The organism is Brevibacterium sp. LAARM2_SD2, assembly GCF_057364785.1.
This window is the reverse complement of record NZ_JBNFOM010000024.1, coordinates 1-17833: the sequence shown is the minus strand read 5'-3', so window position 1 is coordinate 17833 and position 17833 is coordinate 1. Positions and strand designations below refer to the sequence as shown.

The 17833-nt window shown below is 69.2% G+C and carries 16 protein-coding genes and 2 pseudogenes; 10 read left to right on the top strand and 8 right to left on the bottom strand.

What is annotated here, in order from left to right:
- Positions 1-48: 48 nt before the first annotated feature.
- A complete protein-coding gene (gene dxr, locus AC2W7K_RS14210) occupies positions 49-1338 on the top strand; it encodes a 1-deoxy-D-xylulose-5-phosphate reductoisomerase (RefSeq protein WP_376871950.1) in 1290 nt (429 codons plus the stop codon).
- A gap of 1 nt (position 1339) precedes the next feature.
- Complete coding sequence (locus AC2W7K_RS14205; protein ID WP_376871953.1) at positions 1340-2884, top strand: M50 family metallopeptidase; 1545 nt, start codon at positions 1340-1342, stop codon at positions 2882-2884.
- 37 nt (positions 2885-2921) lie between these two features.
- Here AC2W7K_RS14205 and AC2W7K_RS14200 read toward each other — a convergent pair.
- The 3 genes and pseudogenes from AC2W7K_RS14200 to AC2W7K_RS14190 form a co-directional block, all read right to left on the bottom strand.
- Positions 2922-4097 (bottom strand): annotated as a pseudogene (locus tag AC2W7K_RS14200) (serine hydrolase domain-containing protein); the annotation flags it as partial.
- Positions 4058-4366, bottom strand: a complete 309-nt coding sequence (locus tag AC2W7K_RS14195) for a serine hydrolase (protein ID WP_486006319.1) — start codon at positions 4364-4366, stop codon at positions 4058-4060. The pseudogene AC2W7K_RS14200 and the gene AC2W7K_RS14195, both read right to left, overlap by 40 nt.
- Entirely contained in the window at positions 4366-5772 is a 1407-nt protein-coding gene (locus AC2W7K_RS14190; protein ID WP_376871959.1) for an APC family permease, read from the bottom strand. The genes AC2W7K_RS14195 and AC2W7K_RS14190 overlap by 1 nt, the downstream gene beginning before the upstream one ends.
- Positions 5773-6084: 312 nt before the next feature.
- Between AC2W7K_RS14190 and ispG the strand changes: the two genes are divergently transcribed.
- On the top strand, positions 6085-7233 hold the full coding sequence (gene ispG, locus AC2W7K_RS14185) for a flavodoxin-dependent (E)-4-hydroxy-3-methylbut-2-enyl-diphosphate synthase (protein ID WP_198499137.1): 1149 nt from the start codon (positions 6085-6087) through the stop codon (positions 7231-7233).
- A 10-nt stretch (positions 7234-7243) separates the two neighbouring features.
- Positions 7244-8122, top strand: coding sequence for a GNAT family N-acetyltransferase (locus AC2W7K_RS14180; RefSeq protein ID WP_249121045.1), 879 nt, complete (start codon positions 7244-7246; stop codon positions 8120-8122).
- 14 nt (positions 8123-8136) lie between these two features.
- Here the strand turns inward: AC2W7K_RS14180 and AC2W7K_RS14175 are convergent, their stop codons facing one another.
- Positions 8137-8529, bottom strand: coding sequence for an RNA-binding S4 domain-containing protein (locus AC2W7K_RS14175; RefSeq protein ID WP_198499135.1), 393 nt, complete (start codon positions 8527-8529; stop codon positions 8137-8139).
- Complete coding sequence (locus tag AC2W7K_RS14170; RefSeq protein ID WP_344258274.1) at positions 8519-9364, bottom strand: NrtR DNA-binding winged helix domain-containing protein; 846 nt, start codon at positions 9362-9364, stop codon at positions 8519-8521. The genes AC2W7K_RS14175 and AC2W7K_RS14170 overlap by 11 nt, the downstream gene beginning before the upstream one ends.
- Before the next feature lie 307 nt (positions 9365-9671).
- On the opposite strand from AC2W7K_RS14170, the gene AC2W7K_RS14165 reads away from it, so the two are divergent.
- Together AC2W7K_RS14165 and AC2W7K_RS14160 are read left to right on the top strand one after the other, a co-directional pair.
- Positions 9672-11582, top strand: a complete 1911-nt coding sequence (locus AC2W7K_RS14165; protein ID WP_344258276.1) for a proline--tRNA ligase — start codon at positions 9672-9674, stop codon at positions 11580-11582.
- Positions 11583-11592: 10 nt separating this feature from the next.
- Positions 11593-12402: a TSUP family transporter gene (locus AC2W7K_RS14160; protein ID WP_344258279.1), complete on the top strand. Its 810-nt coding sequence runs from the start codon at positions 11593-11595 to the stop codon at positions 12400-12402.
- A 586-nt stretch (positions 12403-12988) separates the two neighbouring features.
- On the opposite strand, the gene AC2W7K_RS14155 is transcribed toward AC2W7K_RS14160, so the two are convergent.
- The 3 genes from AC2W7K_RS14155 to AC2W7K_RS14145 are packed head-to-tail and all read right to left on the bottom strand — an operon-like array spanning position 12989 to position 14978.
- Entirely contained in the window at positions 12989-13735 is a 747-nt protein-coding gene (locus tag AC2W7K_RS14155) for an aminoglycoside phosphotransferase family protein (RefSeq protein ID WP_486006309.1), read from the bottom strand.
- 2 nt (positions 13736-13737) lie between these two features.
- Entirely contained in the window at positions 13738-14007 is a 270-nt protein-coding gene (locus AC2W7K_RS14150; RefSeq protein WP_486006308.1) for a hypothetical protein, read from the bottom strand.
- A complete protein-coding gene (locus tag AC2W7K_RS14145) occupies positions 14004-14978 on the bottom strand; it encodes a hypothetical protein (protein ID WP_344258282.1) in 975 nt (324 codons plus the stop codon). Before AC2W7K_RS14145 ends, AC2W7K_RS14150 begins: the two co-directional genes overlap by 4 nt.
- A gap of 130 nt (positions 14979-15108) precedes the next feature.
- Between AC2W7K_RS14145 and AC2W7K_RS14140 the strand changes: the two genes are divergently transcribed.
- The 4 genes and pseudogenes from AC2W7K_RS14140 to AC2W7K_RS14125 form a co-directional block, all read left to right on the top strand.
- The gene (locus AC2W7K_RS14140; RefSeq protein ID WP_232623634.1) at positions 15109-15585 is read left to right on the top strand and encodes a ribosome maturation factor RimP; all 477 of its coding nucleotides are present in this window, start codon (positions 15109-15111) and stop codon (positions 15583-15585) included.
- 230 nt (positions 15586-15815) lie between these two features.
- A pseudogene (gene nusA / locus AC2W7K_RS14135) lies at positions 15816-16777 on the top strand (transcription termination factor NusA).
- A gap of 53 nt (positions 16778-16830) precedes the next feature.
- Positions 16831-17223 (top strand): YlxR family protein, encoded by a 393-nt coding sequence (locus tag AC2W7K_RS14130; protein WP_376873121.1) that lies wholly within the window; start codon positions 16831-16833, stop codon positions 17221-17223.
- A 134-nt stretch (positions 17224-17357) separates the two neighbouring features.
- A partial coding sequence (locus AC2W7K_RS14125; protein ID WP_486006307.1) for a translation initiation factor IF-2 N-terminal domain-containing protein occupies positions 17358-17833 on the top strand: 476 nt, incomplete at its 3' end.

The following is a 17833-nucleotide window of genomic DNA, read 5'->3' as shown; positions in this document are numbered from 1 at the left end:
AGCCGCTGTCGAGTCATTTCCCAGAGAACTTTGGCATCATCGGTAGGCGTGAGCGAACGTAAGATCATTGTAGTCGGGTCGACCGGATCGGTCGGTACGCAGGCCCTCGACGTCCTGGCTGAGAACGCAACCGATTTCGCAGTCGTCGGGCTTGCCGGAGGGTCCCAGATGGACCTCCTCCTGGGACAGGCCCTCGACTTCTCCGTCCCCGTCATCGGGCTGACGACGCCTCCGGCAGGAGGCGAGGACGAGGTGCGGAACCGGTTGTCCGAACTCGCCGCTGAGCGCGGAATCAGTGTTCCCGTTCGTGAAATCCATCTCGGAGACGATGCCGCCGAGGCGGTCGCCGGCCGACCGGCCGACATCGTCCTCAACGCGGTGACCGGAGCCGCCGGGCTCGGGGCGACGCTCGCGGCGCTGGCGACCGGCACCGATGTCGCCCTGGCGAACAAGGAGTCCCTCATCATCGGCGGCTCCCTCGTTCTCGACGCCGCGAAGCGGACCGGGGCCCGACTCATCCCCGTCGACAGCGAGCACTCCGCGATCGCCCAGGCTCTGCGCTCGGGCACGCACGGCGAGGTGAGCAGGCTCGTCATCACCGCCTCGGGCGGGCCGTTCCGCGGCATGACCCGCGACGCCCTGCGCCGGGTCACGCCCGCCCAGGCGCTCAAGCACCCGACCTGGTCGATGGGCTCGATGATCACAATCAATTCGGCGACCCTGGTCAACAAAGGCCTCGAGGTCATCGAAGCCCACCTCCTCTTCGACATCGACTTCGACCGCATCGAGGTCGTCGTCCACCCGCAGAGCCAGATCCACTCGATGGTCGAGTTCACCGATGCCTCGACGATCGCGCAGATCTCCCCACCGGACATGCGCCTGCCCATCGCCTACGCCCTCGGCACCCAGGACGACGGGAGCACGCGTCGGGTGACCTCCGGTGCGGTCCCGAACAACTGGGGCCAGCCCATGCACTGGTCGTTCGAGCCGGTCAACCATGTCGCGTTCCCCGCGCTCGGGCTCGCCATCGAAGCCGGAAAGCGCGCCCGCAGCTACCCGGCGGTGTTCAACGCCGCCAACGAGGTGCTCGTCTCGGCCTTCATCGCCGGGGACATTCCGTTCACGGGCATCGACTCCGGTCTCGAGAAGGCACTCGCGGCGCACGAGCCGGCACCCGAGCACACGGTGGAGACCGTGCTCGCCGCCGACGCCTGGGCGCGGGACTTCGCGCGCGAGCACGTGGCGGCCCAGGCAGCGGAGGGCGATGCGGTCCGCACCGCCTCGGCGGCCTCCGGTTCGCAGCCGGCCGGCGTCGGCGTGAGCACCGGCGGGGAGTGAGATGACCGTCGTCCTCTTCATCGTCGGGATCATCCTCTTCCTCCTCGGCATCTCGATCTCGATCGCCCTCCACGAACTCGGCCACCTCACCCCGGCGAAGCGGTTCGGGGTCAAGGTCACCCATTACATGGTCGGATTCGGGCCGACGCTCTTCTCGTTCAAGCGCGGTGAGACCGAGTACGGGATCAAGGCGCTGCCGCTCGGCGGCTTCATCGCGATGCCGGGCATGTACCCGCCGCTCGATGCGACGAAGCAGCGCGCCGAGGCACCCGCCGTGCAGACGGGCACCGCCGGGCAGTCGGCCACTCAGGAGCAGTCGACCGCCGACCTCGGCGGCGCCACCGCTGCCGCTCCCGTCGACGGGGCCACCCCGCACGACGCCACCGCACCCGGCGACCACCTCGGCGACGGCGATGAGGCGACCCTGCGACCGCGGACGAAGCGGAAGGGACGGCTGTTCGAGAACACGATGGCCGACGCCCGGGAGATGTCGAACGACGAGATCGAGCCGGGGGAGGAGCACCGGACGTTCTACGCCCTCAGCGTGCCCAAACGGCTCGTCGTCATGTTCGCCGGCCCCTTTGTCAACCTCGTCCTCGGCATCGTCATCATGGCGATCTCGCTGCTCGGCATCGGCGTGATGACCCCGACGACGACGGTGCAGACCGTCGTCGAATGTGCGGTCCCCGCCACCGAGGCCGCCGAGCGACCGGCCGCGGACCGCAACGCGTGCCTGCCCGGTGACCAGCTCACCCCCGCGTGGGAGGCCGGTTTCGAACCCGGCGATCGGATCACCTCGGTGGCCGGTGTGGAGACGGAGAACTGGGACGAGCTGTCCTCGGTCATCAAGGACCATGCGGGGGAGAGCGTCGAGGTCGACTTCGTCCGCGACGGTGCCGCGCAGACGGTGAGCGTGCCGATCATCGCCCACGAGCGCCCCCGCGTCGACGACCGCGGCAACCTCATGACGAACCCCGACGGCACCCCGCAGACGGTGACGGAGGGCTTCCTCGGCATCGGCCCCGTCCAGGAGCGGCAGCCGCTGCCGCTCAGCGAATTCCCCGGAGCGGTGTGGGACCAGGTCACCGGCGTGTTCACGGCCATCGTCACACTGCCCGTCAAACTCGTCGACATCGCTCAGGTCGCCACGGGTGCGAAGGAGCGCGACCCCGAGGGCCTCGTCGGCATGGTCGGCGTCGGTCGCGTCGCCGGTGAGATCGTCTCGACCGATGACCTGCAGGTCGTTGAGAAGGCGCAGCTGGGCCTCGGCGTGCTCGGCTCGCTCAACATCTTCCTCTTCGCGTTCAACATGATCCCGCTGCTGCCGCTCGACGGCGGCCACATCGCCGTCGCGCTCTACGAAGGCGCGAGGCGCCGGATCAACCGGTGGCGCGGGCGCGGGAAGATCGGACCCTTCGACACGGCGAAGCTGCTGCCGCTGACGTACGTCGTCATCGGCCTCATGCTCTGCATGACCGCGCTCCTCGTCTACGTCGACCTCGTCAAACCGATCACCCTCGACGCGATCTTCAACTCGGCCCGCTAGGGGCGGTCGTTTCGGCGGCCTTTGTGCCGGGCGACTTTCAGTCGCTCAGGGTGATCGCCTGGACATCGCCGAGGTGGTCGAGCCGGACCGTGATTGACGCCGTGTCCGTGATCGCCACGGTTCCCAGCAGGCGGTTCTCCATCGTCAGGTCGTCGACGGTCACCGGTGTGGTCGGGGCGACGCCGTGGTCGCGGCACCAGGCGACATGGCGTTCCCTCCTCTCCTCGCGCGGCTCGTCGAGGTCCATGTTCACGGCGAAGCCGGCGTCGGCGAAGGCCTCATCCCAGTCGAGCACCGCAGCGGCGGCCCCGAGGACGGTCCGGCCGGTGCGCGGTCCCGCCGGCAGCGGGTGGGTCGGCGCGGGCGTGCTCTCGCGCGGGAGGACCGGCGGGGCCGAGGTCAGCGGGACGTCCGCCGGCACCTCCGGGATCTCGTCGGCGCGCCCGATCGCGGCGAGCCAGCCGGCGTCGACGGCGTCGCGGACGATGCGTTCGGCCGGGTAGTACGTGGTGTTGCCGAGGACGACGATCCCGAGGTTCAGCCCGGGGAACCACCGCATATGGGAGCCGAAGCCCGGGTAGCCGCCCGAATGGCCGAGCACCGGTCCGAACCGGGAGTCCTCACGGTGGATGAGCCCGTAGCCGTAGGCGACGTCCTCGGTGTGCAGGCGGCTCGTCTCGACGGCTATGGGGCGGTGCGGCCGCTGGCCCGCGGTGAGCACCGTGGACCAGGCTCCGGGAGCGCTGCTCGCTTCGGCGTCGAGGGAGTCGAGGTGGACGTTCATCCAATTGCAGACATCGGCGGCGGTCGAGACCATGCCGCCGATCGCGGAGAATGCGCCAGGCCTCGTCGGTTCGAGGACGTGGGCGCGTCCGCGCCTGTCGATGCGCAGGCCTGGGACGAGATCGGGGAAGTCGGCGACATCGAAGCCGGTGCGGGTCATCTGCAGGGGAACGGTCACCTCGGTGGCCACCATCTCCGGCAGCGTGCGACCGGTGACGGACTCCGCGGCGAGACCGAGCAACGCGTACCCGAGGTTGCAGTACTCGAAGCCGGTGCCGGGTTCGGCGATCGGCACGAGCGGTCCCTGGAGGTATGTGAGGAAGTCGAAGGTGCTCATCGACTCCATCCGGTCCGCCCACGGATCGTCCTTGCCGAACCCCGTGCCCATCGTCAGGCACTCGCGGCTGGTGAGCTCACGACCGCCGTGCCCTTGAGATCCGGCACGAGGAAGTACATCGGATAGTCGAGGTTGAGGCCCGAGGCCTCGAGCGACCCGATCATCGCAGCGGTGAACGACTTCGTCATCGACGCGATGCGGTAGGGCCGGTGGGCATTGGTCAGCTTCGCCTCGGCGTTCTGGACGCCATGCCGCTCGAGGACGCCGTACGCCAACTCCCCGCCGAGCGCCGACAGCTCGTCGGAGGCACGGAGGAGGCGTCGCAGGACGACATCGATGTCGGGCGCGACCGGGGCGGTCATCATCGTTCCACCGAAGATTCGGTCTCGCTGCCGTCGTGACCGAGCAGGGTCGCGAGGGAGTCGCGCGGGTCGGTGCGTCGCGACAGGGCGAAGAGCACGACTCCGAGGATGATCCAGACGAGGAGGATGATGTACTCGTGCGGCCAGACCAGTGAGGATCCGGTTCCCGGCCAGAGCGCGAGAGCGATGACGCCGAGAGCGCCGATCGCGCCGAGGAGCGAGAATCCCGTGGCGAGCGCCGACCTCGGGGCGCGCGAGGCAGGCAGCCGGAGGTTGGCGATGACGACCATGATCCACACGACACCCAGATAGATACCGCCGGTGTCGAGGAACCACGTCACTGCCCCCGGGCCCAGCCAGCCCAGGCCCAGGGTGATGACGAGGGTGAAGATCAGCGCGGTGCGCGGTGTTCCCGAGCGCGCGTCGACGGCGGCGAGGCGGCGCGGGAGGAGATCGGCGCGGCCCATGGCGACGAGGATCCGGGACGAGGCGACGAAGAGACCGAGGAAGCTGGTGAGCAGCCCGAGCACCGCGATCGCGTAGGCGACGCCGCCGAGGGCTGGGAACCCGGCGGCCCGGAACGCGTCGACGGTGCCGAGCTCCATGCCGGCGACCTCCTCCCAGGGATGGACCCATGCCGTCGCGAGAAGGACGAGAACGTAGAAGCTGCCGGCGATGATGACCGTCCACACCACTGTGCGACCGATCCTGCGCGGGGAGATCTTGGCATCCTCGGCGAGGACGGCGACGAGTCCGAACCCGGAGAGGAACGTCATGCCCGGCACGACGAAGCGCAGCGTGTCCGTCACCGGAGTCGCTTCGGGGGCGAAGGCGGGGAAGAAGTTGCCCGGGCTGCCGGCGGTGAACCCGGTGACGATGAGGGCGAGGCCACCGGCGATGATGAGGCCGAACATGAGGATCTGCACCTGCGCACCCACACTGATCCCGTACCAGTTGAGGGCGAAGAACGCGAAGGTCAGCCCGATCCCGATCGCCAGGCCGGGCAGGTACACGGTCTCGTCGTTGATCGTGTAGAGGGGAATCGTGTTGAGGCCGGGAACGAAGCGGCCGAGCAGGTAGCCGAACGCCGTGACGTAGAAGGCCAGCGAGGAGACGTAGGCACCGAGCAGCATCCATCCGGTGAGAAACGACGCGCCGCGCCCGAGCGCGGCGAAGGAGAACACGACCTCACCGCCGGCGCGCGGAAACGCCTGCGCGAGGCGGGCGTAGGCCAGCGCGACACAGGCCGCCAGCGCCACACCGAGGCAGAGGCCGAGGATGACGCCCCCGGCCCCGTAGGCATCGAAGAACGTCGAGTTCGTGTAGATCCAACTCGCTCCGACGACGCCGGCGACTCCGAAGGCGAGCAGCTGGACGGTGCCGAGACTCCGCCTCAAGTCCGTCATGGGACCTCCATCCTCAGGCTGTCTGTTCTTGTCACCGCACATTACCGAACGCCCCTGACGCGGCTGCCCGACACTGCGCTGCGCACTGCCTCCCGCGGTCACCGCTGTACAAACCCCTCCCGCGGCCACCGAGCGCGCTCCGGTGACGTCGCCCCACCTCGGCGCTGACAGGGAACCTCCAGGTCGTGAGCGATCACACCGGAGCCGGCCGACCGGGACGATGGTTGTCGTCCTACAATGAGAAGGACTCGTACTATCGGGCTGTCACGGCTGCCGATCCAGCCGCACAGCCCCAATGAAGGGATCGTCTTCGTGACATCGGTCAACCTCGGCATGCCAGCTCCTCCGCCTCCCGTTCTCGCACCTCGGCGGAAGACCCGGCAGATCCACGTCGGCAAGGTGGGAGTCGGATCCGACTACCCCATCAGCGTCCAATCGATGACGACGACGCCGACGACGGACATCAACGCCACCCTCCAGCAGATCGCCGAGCTCACGGCCTCCGGCTGCGACATCGTCCGCGTCGCCTGCCCGTCCGCCGACGACGCCGCCGCCCTTCCCGCGATCGCCCAGAAGTCGCAGATCCCCGTCATCGCCGACATCCACTTCCAGCCGAAGTACGTCTACGCGGCGATCGACGCCGGCTGCGCGGCCGTGCGCGTCAACCCCGGCAACATCCGCAAGTTCGACGACCAGGTCAAGGAGATCGCCGCCGCCGCGAAGGACGCCGGCACCTCGATCCGGATCGGCGTCAACGCCGGTTCGCTCGACAAGCGGATCATGGAGAAGTTCGGCAAGGCCACCCCCGAGGCGCTCGTCGAATCCGCGGTGTGGGAGGCCTCCCTGTTCGAGGAGCACGACTTCCACGACTTCAAGATCTCCGTCAAGCACCACGACCCGGTCATCATGGTCCGGGCGTACGAGATGCTCGCCGAACGCGGCGACTGGCCGCTCCACCTCGGCGTCACCGAGGCGGGACCGGCGTTCCAGGGCACGATCAAGTCCGCCACCGCGTTCGGGGCGCTGCTGTCGAAGGGCATCGGCGACACGATCCGCGTGTCCCTGTCGGCGCCCCCCGTCGAGGAGGTCAAGGTCGGCAATCAGATCCTCGAGAGCCTCAACCTCAAGCCGCGCAAGCTCGAGATCGTCTCGTGCCCGTCGTGCGGTCGCGCTCAGGTCGATGTCTACACGCTCGCGGAGAAGGTGACCTCGGGCCTCGAGGGCATGGAGGTTCCGCTGCGCGTGGCCGTCATGGGCTGCGTCGTCAACGGTCCCGGTGAGGCGCGCGAAGCCGACCTCGGCGTGGCCAGCGGCAACGGCAAGGGCCAGATCTTCGTCAAGGGCGAGGTCATCAAGACCGTGCCGGAGTCGCAGATCGTCGAGACCCTCATCGAAGAGGCCATGCGCATCGCCGAAGAGTCGGACATCCCGTCCGGGCCGCCGGAAGTCGTCGTCGGCTGATCGAGCCGATGTGTTGAGACTAGCTCCCCTCGGGCACCGGCACACGGCATGGCTGACCAGCCTGCTCGCCCTCAATCCCTGCGAGAACGTCTACCTCCTCGCCCTCCTCGACGTCACCGGCACCGCGGCGACGAACTCCCCGGGCGGCACCATCTACGGCGTCTTCGACGGCGACCGGCCCGTCGCCGCCTACTGGGTGGGCGGCAACATCATCCCCGTCAACGCGAGTCCCGAGACGAACGCGGTGCTCGCCGCGAAGCTCAACGCCGACGGCCGGTCGTCGTGTTCGCTCATCGGGCGGCGCGAGATCATCATGGACCTCGACAGCCGCCTGAGCTGGGGCCGGCCGCGCGGCGTGCGCGAACGCCAGCCGCTGCTCGCGATCAGCTCGGACCCTGACGTCGAACCCGACCCCGAGGTGCGACTGGCGACCCTCGAACAGCTGCCGACGGTCTTCCCCGCCAGCGTCGACATGTTCACGAAGGAGGTCGGCTTCTCGCCCATCGAAGGCGGGGAGTCGAGCTACCTCGCGCGCGTGCGCGGCATCATCCGCGGCGGCAACTGCTTCGTCCGGATCTCCCCGACCCTGCCCAGCGGCAGTCCGGCACCGAGGTGGCCCGCCACCGACCGTGCCGAACAGGTCCTCTTCAAGGCCGACATCGGCATCCGCTCGCCGCGCATCGTCCAGGTGCAGGGTGTGTGGGTCCACCCCGACACGCGCAACCACGGGCTCGGTGCCGCAGGGATGGCCGCCGTCGTCACGCAGACGCGGGCGGCCGGACATCCCACGGTCAGCCTCTACGCCAACGACTACAACGAGGCGGCTCTGCGGATGTACAAGCGCGTCGGCTTCGATCAGGTCGGCACCTTCGCCACCGTGATGTACTGAGGCGCGCGGCCTCGCTACCGCTGAGAGTCGCGGCCGCGGAGCCGGTCGAGGTCGCGGCGATCCTTCTTCGTCGGCCGCCCCAGCCCCTTGTCGCGCTTCGGGACGAAACCCCGCAGCGCGGGGTCGGGGGCGGGAGTGAGATCCTCGTAGGCGCCGACGGCGATCGCGGCACCCGGCCGTGTGGGGAGGATGCCCGTGATCTTCCAGATGAACTCGGTGCCGGCCTTGCGGACGCGGACCTCCTGACCGATCGTCACCTTCTGCGCGGCCTTGACCCGCTGCCCGTCGACTTGGACATGTCCGCCGCGGCACGCCTGCGTGGCGAGATTGCGGGTCTTGAACATCCGCGCCGTCCACAGCCACACGTCGATGCGCACCGCCGCCCCGGGCGTCCGGTCAATCTCCATCGAGACCGCCCCTGGCATCCTGTCGCAGCGCGATCTCCGAGCGTCGCGTGAACGTCTGCGCCGGCCGCCCGCGTCCCTGCGTCACCGCGCGCCCCGTCGCGTCGAGCAGCGGCAGCATCGTCCGTCGGAAGGTGTCGGCCTGCATCTCCTCACCGGCGACGACCTCGTGGAGGGCCCGCAGCTGCCGGAGGGAGAACTCCGCAGGGAGCAGGCCGAAGGGGTCCGGGGTCCGCTCGTGGAGAGCGCGGAGGCGGTGGACGGCGACGCGGACGATCTCCTGATGCTCCTCGCTGAGCTCGTGGACCGTGTGGACGGGGACGAGCTTCCGCCGACCGGACTCGGCAGTGGGGCCTGCGGTCTCTGTGGTGCCGGGGGAGCCGACAATGGCACCCGCTTCGGCAGCCCCGGTCGCAGGGGAGTCGGCCGCGTGCTCGGACCCGCGCGCATCCGCCTCGGCGAGAGGCTGGTCGGATACCTCGTCATCGCCGTTCGCGGTGCCGGTGTCGCCGTCGGCGAGGCCGACATCGGCGGCCGAGAGGACGTCGAGGTGGGCGACCGAGATCACCCATCCGCGGTCATCGCGGTCGGGCTGGTCGAAGACGTGGAGCTGGACGGGGGAACGGTCGACGAGCTGCGCCTTCTCGCGCAGACACCGGGCGACCGCCTCGGCGAGGCGCTCCTGCGGACGCAGAATCGACCCGGGCAGCTGCCACCGACCATCCCGGGACCGGGTGAGGAGCACGTGCAGCCCACGACCGGGCACGGGGCAGAGGACGGCAGTGTCGACGGCGACCGAGGGTCGGGGGAACTGCGAGAGGGTTGTCGTGTCAGGCATGCTCTTTATGATCGGGTCAGCGGAATCGGCAGCGCTGACCAGTCTAGTTCGCCCGCCGACTGCCGCCGAACGCACACCGCGCAGGCCGCCGAACGCACACCGCGCAGGCTGCGGGTGCGCTCCATGGCTGCCGCGGGCGAAGGAGCCCGCGACCGCGTTGCGGGGGACCGCCTCGGCGAAGGGAGGGATCGATGACAGGACACGCACCGACGTCGGCCGCGCCCCGATGATCGGCGAATGGACGCGCGCGCACGCAGGCGGATAATGTTCGGACTGATACCCCCACGTCGCCCGAGGAGAAACATCCATGGCCCTGCGCATGTCGTCGCTGTTCGTCCGGACTCAGAAGGAAGACCCGGTCGGCGCCGAGGTCGCCAGCCACAAGCTGCTCCACCGGGCCGGCTACATCCGCAGGTCGGCCCCGGGCATCTACACGTGGCTGCCGCTGGGACTCGCGGTGCTCGGCAAGATCGAGGCGATCGTCCGCGACGAGATGTCTCGGGCCGGATCGCAGGAAGTCCACTTCCCGTCCCTGCTGCCGGCCGAGGTCTACAAGCAGTCCGGCCGCTGGGAGGCCTTCGGGCCCGACCTCTTCAGCCTCCAGGACCGGAAGAAGAACGACTACATCCTCGCGCCCACGCACGAGGAGTTCTTCACCCTGCTCGTCAAGGACCTCTACTCCTCGTACAAGGACCTGCCGCTGTCGATCTACCAGATCCAGACGAAGTACCGCGATGAGGCCCGCCCCCGCGCCGGACTGCTGCGCGGTCGCGAGTTCATCATGAAGGATGCCTACTCCTTCGACATCGACGACGCCGGCCTCGACGCCTCCTACGAGGCGATGCGCGTGGCCTACATCCGCGCGTTCGCCCGCCTCGGCATCCCGAGCCTGCCCGTCAAGGCGACCCCCGGGGCGATGGGCGGATCCGGCACCGAGGAGTTCATCTACCCCTCCGAGGTCGGCGAGGACACCTTCGTCCGCTCACCCGGCGGCTACGCGGCCAACGTCGAAGCCGTCACCTCGATCGTGCCCGAGGCGATCCCGTACGAGAACTCGCCGGCCGCCCACGTCGAGGACACCCCCGACACCCCGACGATCGAGACGCTCGTCGCCGCCGCGAATGCGAATCACCCCCGCTCCGACCGCGAGTGGACGGCCGCGGACACCCTGAAGAACGTCGTCTGCGCCGTCACCCACCCTGACGGCACCCGTGAGGTCATCGTCATCGGCCTGCCCGGAGACCGCGAGGTCGACCTCGACCGCGCCGCCGGCACCGGCATGCTCAGCAACGGCGAAGTCGACATCGAAGCCGCGACCGCCGAGGACCTCAGCCTCCACCCGGAACTCGTCAAGGGCTACATCGGCCCGGGCCTCGACCTCGACAACCCGGTCCTGGGGACCGAGGGCAGCACGAAGATCCGCTACCTCCTCGACCCCCGCATCGTCGACGGCACACGTTGGATCACCGGCGCGAACGAACACGGCAAGCACGTCTTCGACCTCGTCGCCGGGCGTGACTTCACCGCTGACGGCACGATCGAAGCCGCCGAGGTCGTCATCGGCGACCCCGCCCCCGACGGCTCGGGTCCGCTCGAGCTCGCCCGGGGCGTCGAGATCGGCCAGATCTTCAAGCTCGGCCGCAAGTACGCCGAAGCCCTCGACCTCACCGTCCTCGACCAGAACGGCAAGGCCACGACCGTGACCATGGGCTCCTACGGCCTCGGCGTCACCCGGGTCATGGCCTGCATCGCCGAGGAGTACCACACCGAGGGCGGTCTGCTCTGGCCCCAGCACCTCGCTCCCGCCGATGTCCACATCATCGCCGCCGGCAAGGGCGAGGAGATCAACGCCGCCGCCGAGGAGCTCACCGCCCAGTTCGAGGCCGACGGCGTCAGCGTTCTCCTCGACGACCGGACGAAGGTCTCGCCCGGGTTCAAGTTCGCCGATGCCGAGCTCATCGGCATCCCCACGGTCGTCGTCGTCGGTCGCGGCCTGAGCGAAGGGGTCATCGAGGTCCGCGACGTCTTCGCCGGTGAGAAGCAGGAGCTTCCCGTCGCCGAGGTGGTCCCCACGACCGTGGCTAAGGTCCGTGCCGCCTATGCCGCCGCCGCTGCCGCAGCCGACGAGGCCGTCATCGAGGACTCGATCGAGGCCGCCGTCGACTCGGCCGAGGTCGCAGCCGACACTGCCGAAGCCGAGTCCGCCCGGACGGAGTGACCCGCCGACGATGAGCGAAGTCCTCACCGGCGGCATCGACGTCACCCTCGTCATGCTCCTGTGGCTGCTCGCCGCGGGCGCCCTGGCGGGCTGGATCGATGCCGTCGTCGGCGGTGGGGGCCTCATCCAGCTGCCCGCGCTGCTCCTCGTGCCGGGGATGACCCCGGTCCAAGCCGTCGCGACGAACAAGGTCGGGTCGATCGCGGGGACGACCGCCTCGGCGGTGACCTATCTGCGCCGCGTCACCCCTGACCGGTCGGCGACGATCCCGGCGGCGGCGACCGCGTTCCTCGGGGCGGTGCTCGGGGCGAAGCTCGCGACCCTCGTCCCCGCCGAGCTCTTCACCCCGATCATCCTCGCCGCGCTCATCGCCGTCGGCATCTTCACCCTGCTCAACCCCAGCCTCGGCACCGACGCCCGCCTCCGCTTCGAGGAGTCCTCGAAGCGCCACCACGCCGTGTCATGGCTCATCGGCCTCGTCATCGGCATCTACGACGGAGTGCTCGGGCCGGGCACCGGTTCGTTCCTCGTCATCGCCTTCGTCTCGATCATCGGCTTCTCGTTCCTCCAGGCCTCGGCGACGGCAAAGATCGTCAACTGGGCGACGAACTTCGGGGCACTCGTCTACTTCGTGCCCGACGGCCAGGTCGTGTGGCTGCTCGGTCTCGTCGTCGCCGCCGGCAACGTCACCGGCGGGATCATCGGGGCGCGGACGGCGATCGCGAAGGGCTCGGGCTTCGTGCGCATCGTTTTCATCGTCGTCGTCTCCGCGATGGTCCTCAAGCTCGGCTACGACGTCGTCGCCGACCTCATCCGGTGAGCCCGGCCCTAGGCTCTCGGCTCGCAGCGCTCAGCCCCCAGCGCTCAGCCCTCAGCCTTGTGTCCTTGGCCGAGGACCATCCTGTGCCCTTGACCGCGGGTAGCCCTGCGCCCCTGACCTCGGGTCGCCCTGCGCCCCTGACCGCGGGTCGTTCAGCGCCTCTGACCGTGTGCCGGGAAATTTCAGGTCGCGGAGTGTCGATCCGCCGTGCGGATATCGGCATTCTGCGTCCTGAAGTCGGAGCGGAGGGTTGTGTGTGGAGGGGGAGGTTGTGTGTGGAGCTGGAGGCACGATGTGCGGCGCTCCAATGGAGTTTGAGCGCCTCCTCCATGGCGATTTCGGGCCAGTGATCACCTCGAATGTGGCGCAGAATTCCCAGGGCCGTCTGGACCGCGTGCCGGGAAAGTTCAGGTCGCAGAGTGTCGATCCGCCGCGTAGAAATCGACACTCTGGGTCCTGAAGTCGGAGCGGGAGGTTGCGCGTGGGGCGGAGGGTTGTGTGTGAAGCGGAAGGTTGTGCGAGGCGGGCAGAGTTGCGCGTGGAGGGGAAGGTTGTGCGTGTGGTGGCGCGGAAGCCCGGCGGCCGGTCACCCGATGGGTTTGAGGGCGTGCGCGTCGACGCCGTTGACGTCGGCGCCGGAGAGCGCGCGGGCCACCCACAGCGACCGTGCGGCATCGGCGAGGGAGCCGTTCGTCCCACCCCTGGCCGAGCGCAGGTACCAGAACATGTTCGTCACCTCGCGGGCGATCGCCGCGCCGATCCCGTACTGCGGGTCGATGCCGGCGAAGAGCGCGAGGTCCGCGGCGAAGCCCCGCAGCCATCCTGCCTGATCGCGGGGCGTGCGGGCGGGAATCTCGCCGAGGCGGTTCCACAGCACCGGCGCCACCGTGTACGCCGTGGGACCCGACAGCGGCTGCGGGTCGATCGCCTTCCACGTCGCGACTCCCGAGGCGTCCGGATTGCCGGCGAGGATGTTGTAGTAGTGGAGGTCGGCGTGGATGAGGGTGCTCTCCTCCGACGTCGCGAGCGTGTGCATCCACGTCCGCGCGATCGAGAGCAGACGGGCGTCGTCGCGAACAGTCTCCGACCAGCCACTGAGCATCGCGGCATCCGTGTCGAACGTCGTCAGCCAGCCGGCCGCGAGGTCCTGCACCCGGATGAAGTCGGGGCCGGCGGGGATCTCGAGCGACTTCTGCAGCGCACCCCACACCGGGGGCACATCAGGCAGCGGCAGCACCGAGAGATTGTCCTTCGTCCGCAGCCGCTCCTGCAGGGTGACCCGGAAGCTGCGGTCGTCCCTGATGACGCGCACCGCACCGTGTCCGTTCCACATCTTCAGCGCCCGCAGGGCCTGCGCGTGCGCGGCGGTGTGCGCCGAGGTGGGGGCCGCGAACCGCAGGACCCCTGGTAGCTCTCCTGGGTGAGGACGGGAATGACGAGGCTCTCGCATCCGGCCCACGGGGCTCCGGGAACGTCGTCGAAGCGCAGATTCCACCGGTCGACGACCTCGTTGGCCATGAAGTCCAGCGCGGAGACCCACGCTTCGGTGCGCCCCTCGCCGATGATGTCCTTCGTCGAGCGGTAGAGGACGGGTGGGACCTTCACCGGTCCGCCTCTGCCCGGTCCGCCTCCGCCTGCTCGGCACCTCCGGCATAGGAGTAGCGCAGCGCCTGCGGGGCGGCGAAGACCGCGCGCGTGCGCGCCGACTCCCACACCCGCAGGGCGGCCTGCGGGTCCGTCTGCAGCCAGGGGAGCAGTGCGGCGGCGACCGCATCCTCGAGGTTGAGGGCGAGCTGTCCCGCCGACTCCGGATCGGTCGGGGAGGGGTCGAGCTGCCACGCGGGAGTGTCGGGCTGGGCATCCTCCTTGCCGAGCCTCTCGAGCATCTCGCCGGCCAGGGAGCCGAGCGACTCGAGGCGGGCGACCGCCTCGGCGCGCTCAGGGCTCTGCCGGTCGAAGCGCACTGCGAGGCGCTCGTAGCCGTAGGACGCGGCGCGGGCCTGGTCGAGGATCGTGTTCCACTCCGCGGCGGCCGGGGCGCTCGGGGTTCCGGCGTCGTCGCCGGCCTCGGCGGTCGGAGACGGCGTCGCGTCGCCATCGACTGCGGCGAAGGCATCGCGGAGGCGGCCGTCGGCGTCGTCGCGGATGGCTCCGTCGACGGTGCCGGCGGTGAGCGCGCAGCCGGTCGCGACGTCGACGAGGACCGGGATGAGACCCGAGCCGAGATCAGCCACCGCGTCGAACACGGCGGTGGAGACCGCCTCGGCGGCTTGGATGTAGGTGCGCCCCTGCTCCGTCGGGGGAGGGGAGGTGGCGAGTTCGGTCGGGGGCGCCCAGACGGGGCCGATCGCGTCCCGGAACTTCTGCAGGTCCTCCCCGGCGGTGGCGGGGTCCCCGTCGGCGACGTTCGTCGATGCGAGGATCCGGGCGATGCGGTTGCGCAGCTCTGCGCTCGCGTCGAGCTCGGGAACCTCCGGGGGTGCGTCGATGCGCAGCCCGCAGCCGGAGAGGAGGGAGAGCCCCGCTCCTGCCGCGCCGACGATGAGGACGGAACGGCGACTGACGGGGAAACGCATACGCCAATCGTAGCGGATGCTTAACGTACGTCCGGGCTGTCGCATAGGGTGGGATGAACCCACGCGAGCGATGAGATCGGCAGGCGTTCCCGGGCCTCCTGAAATCCTCGCCCGAGCCGAGAAGAAAGAGATGGTGGAGAGCATGCACGAGGACGTCGCCCGGATCGAAGAGCTGCTGGAAGGTCCCCTGACCGCGGCCGGATTCCACCTCGAATCCGTCAAGGCCGTCGCCGCCGGACAGCGGCGCACGCTCACCGTCGTCGTCGACCTCGACGAGTCGAGCGCGGAGCCGATGTCGATGGACAAGATCGCCGAATCGACGCAGATCGTCAGCGACGCCCTCGACACCGTGGAGATCTTCCGCGACAAGCCCTACCAGCTCGAGGTCACCAGCCCCGGAGCGACCCGCAGGCTCGAGTGCCCGCGCCACTTCAAACGGGTGCTCGGGCGCCGACTCGATGTCAGCACGAAGAAGGAGAACTTCAAACTCGACCTCGAGGAGGTCGGCGAGGACGCGATCACCGGCACCGATCCGGCCCGCCGCGAGAAGCGCACCGTCGGCCTCGGCGACATCGTCAAAGCCCACGTCGAACTGCGCTTCCGCTGATTTGTCCCGGCATGGCCGCTGATCCGGCAGGGGATCCGGCGGGCGCCGAGGCGGGGGCAGGGCGGCACAACCGCTGATCCAGCGGGCGCCGAGGCGGGGCTGTCGTCGCACTGCCCGCGACCGATCCGCGGTGCTGGTGTGGGATAGAATGGTGTGCTTGCATAAGTGAAGACCGACAATTCAATGCTCGTGGGCGACCCCGTTCGCTGGAGCCGGAGAGGATATGGGCTATGGATATCGACCTCGATGTTCTGCGCGTCATCGAACGTGAGCGCGAGATTCCGTTCGACACCCTGATCGAACTCATCGAACAGGCGCTCTTCCTTGCCTACCAGAAGACCGAGGGTGCGTGGCAGGATGCCCGCGCCGAACTCGACAAGAAGACCGGCGAGGTCCGGATCTGGGCCGTCGAGTTCGACAACGACGACAATCCCATCGGCGAATTCGACGACACTCCCTCCGGGTTCGGCCGCATCGCCGCGCAGACGGCGCGCCAGGTCATCCACCAGCGCCTGCGCGACGTCGAGGACGAATCGGTGCTCGGCAGTTTCAAGGGCCGCGAGGGCGAGATCGTCTCCGGCACCATCCAGCAGGGCAGGGATCCGCAGATGGTCCAGGTCGACCTCGGCGAGGTCGAAGCCGTGCTGCCCCCGCACGAACAGGTGCCCGGCGAGGAGTACGGCCACGGCAAGCGCCTGCGCGTCTACATCGCCGACGTCCACAAGGGACCCAAGGGCACCTCGGTGACGGTCTCGCGCACCCACCCCAACCTCGTCCGCCGCCTCTTCGCGCTCGAAGCCCCGGAGATCGCCGACGGCACCGTCGAGATCGTCTCCTGGCCAGGGAGGCCGGACACCGGACGAAGCTCGCGGTCCGCGCGACGAAGCCCGGCGTCAACGCGAAGGGCTCGTGCATCGGCGAGCTCGGCTCCCGGGTGCGCGCGGTGATGAACGAACTCGGCCAGGAGAAGATCGACATCGTCGACTACAGCGACGACCCCGCGAAGTTCGTCGCCCATGCGCTCTCCCCGGCGAAGGCGACGCGCGTCGACATCCTCGACGCCGGCGCCCAGGAGTCTCGGGCCGTCGTCCCCCGCGACCAGCTGTCCCTGGCGATCGGCAAGGAGGGGCAGAACGCCCGCCTCGCCGCGAAGCTCACCGGCTGGAAGATCGACATCGTCGCCGAGGACTGAGACCGCAGGCCGGCCCACCGTCACCAAGGCGCCATCGCCGAGGCGGTCGTCCGGTGGGTCGTGGAGCGAGGTCACAAGGGTCCCTGAGGAAACCCGGCGGCGCCTCCGTGACCCCGGACACAGTCGCCGGTGGCGCGGCGCGGAATAGAAGTGCGGTAGAATTGTTGACTGTGAATGTCGGCAGTGCACCTCGAAGGACGTGCATCGCCTGCAGGAAGACTGCGAACCGGGACGAACTCGTGCGTTTCGTGTATCGACCCGATGAGCAGCCGGCCATCGTCCGCGACGTGTCAGCGACACTGCCCGGACGTGGCGCCTGGATCCACCCGGACGTCGAGTGCCTGATGAAGGCGCGGACCCCGGCACCCTTCGCTCGAGCCTTTCGAACGAAGATCACCGCTTCGGATCTCCCGGAGCTGGACATCGAACCCCAGAAGAACGGGTGAGCTAAGAATGGCTGACAAGTAGTGAGTGTCGTGCGATGACACCCTCACCGGAATTCGAGAGAGCAGTGTAATGAGACCTGCTCTTCACTGATGAGGTTCTTTCCTGACCGGGAAAGAACCCGGACAGGAGAACTGTGGCAAAGCCCCGTGTCCATGAGCTCGCGAAAGAGCTCGGCACAACCAGCAAGATCGTCCTCGAGAAACTCCAGGACATGGGCGAATTCGTTCGCTCCGCCTCCTCGACGCTCGAAGCCCCCGTCGTCCGACGGGTGAAGGAGGCGTTCGCCGATTCCGCGCCTGCCTCCGGCAAGGCGAGCGGCGATTCCGCCAAGAAGCCGGCTGCCAAGCCCGGCCAGAAGTCTGCGGCCAAGCCCGGCGCCCCGGCGGCGAAGCCTGCCGCGAAGCCCGGAGCCAAGCCGGCACCGAAGGCTGATACCGCCGACGCGAAGCCGGCTGCCGCGAAGCCCGCGGCGAAGCCTGCCGCCAAGCCCGCTGCGAAGCCCGCCGCCGAGGCGGAGGCTCCTGCCGCACCGCCGGCCGCCGACGAGTCGGCTGCCCGTCCCGCGGCTCCCAAGCCCGGCGTGCACGACGCCCGGCAGCCGCCGAAGCC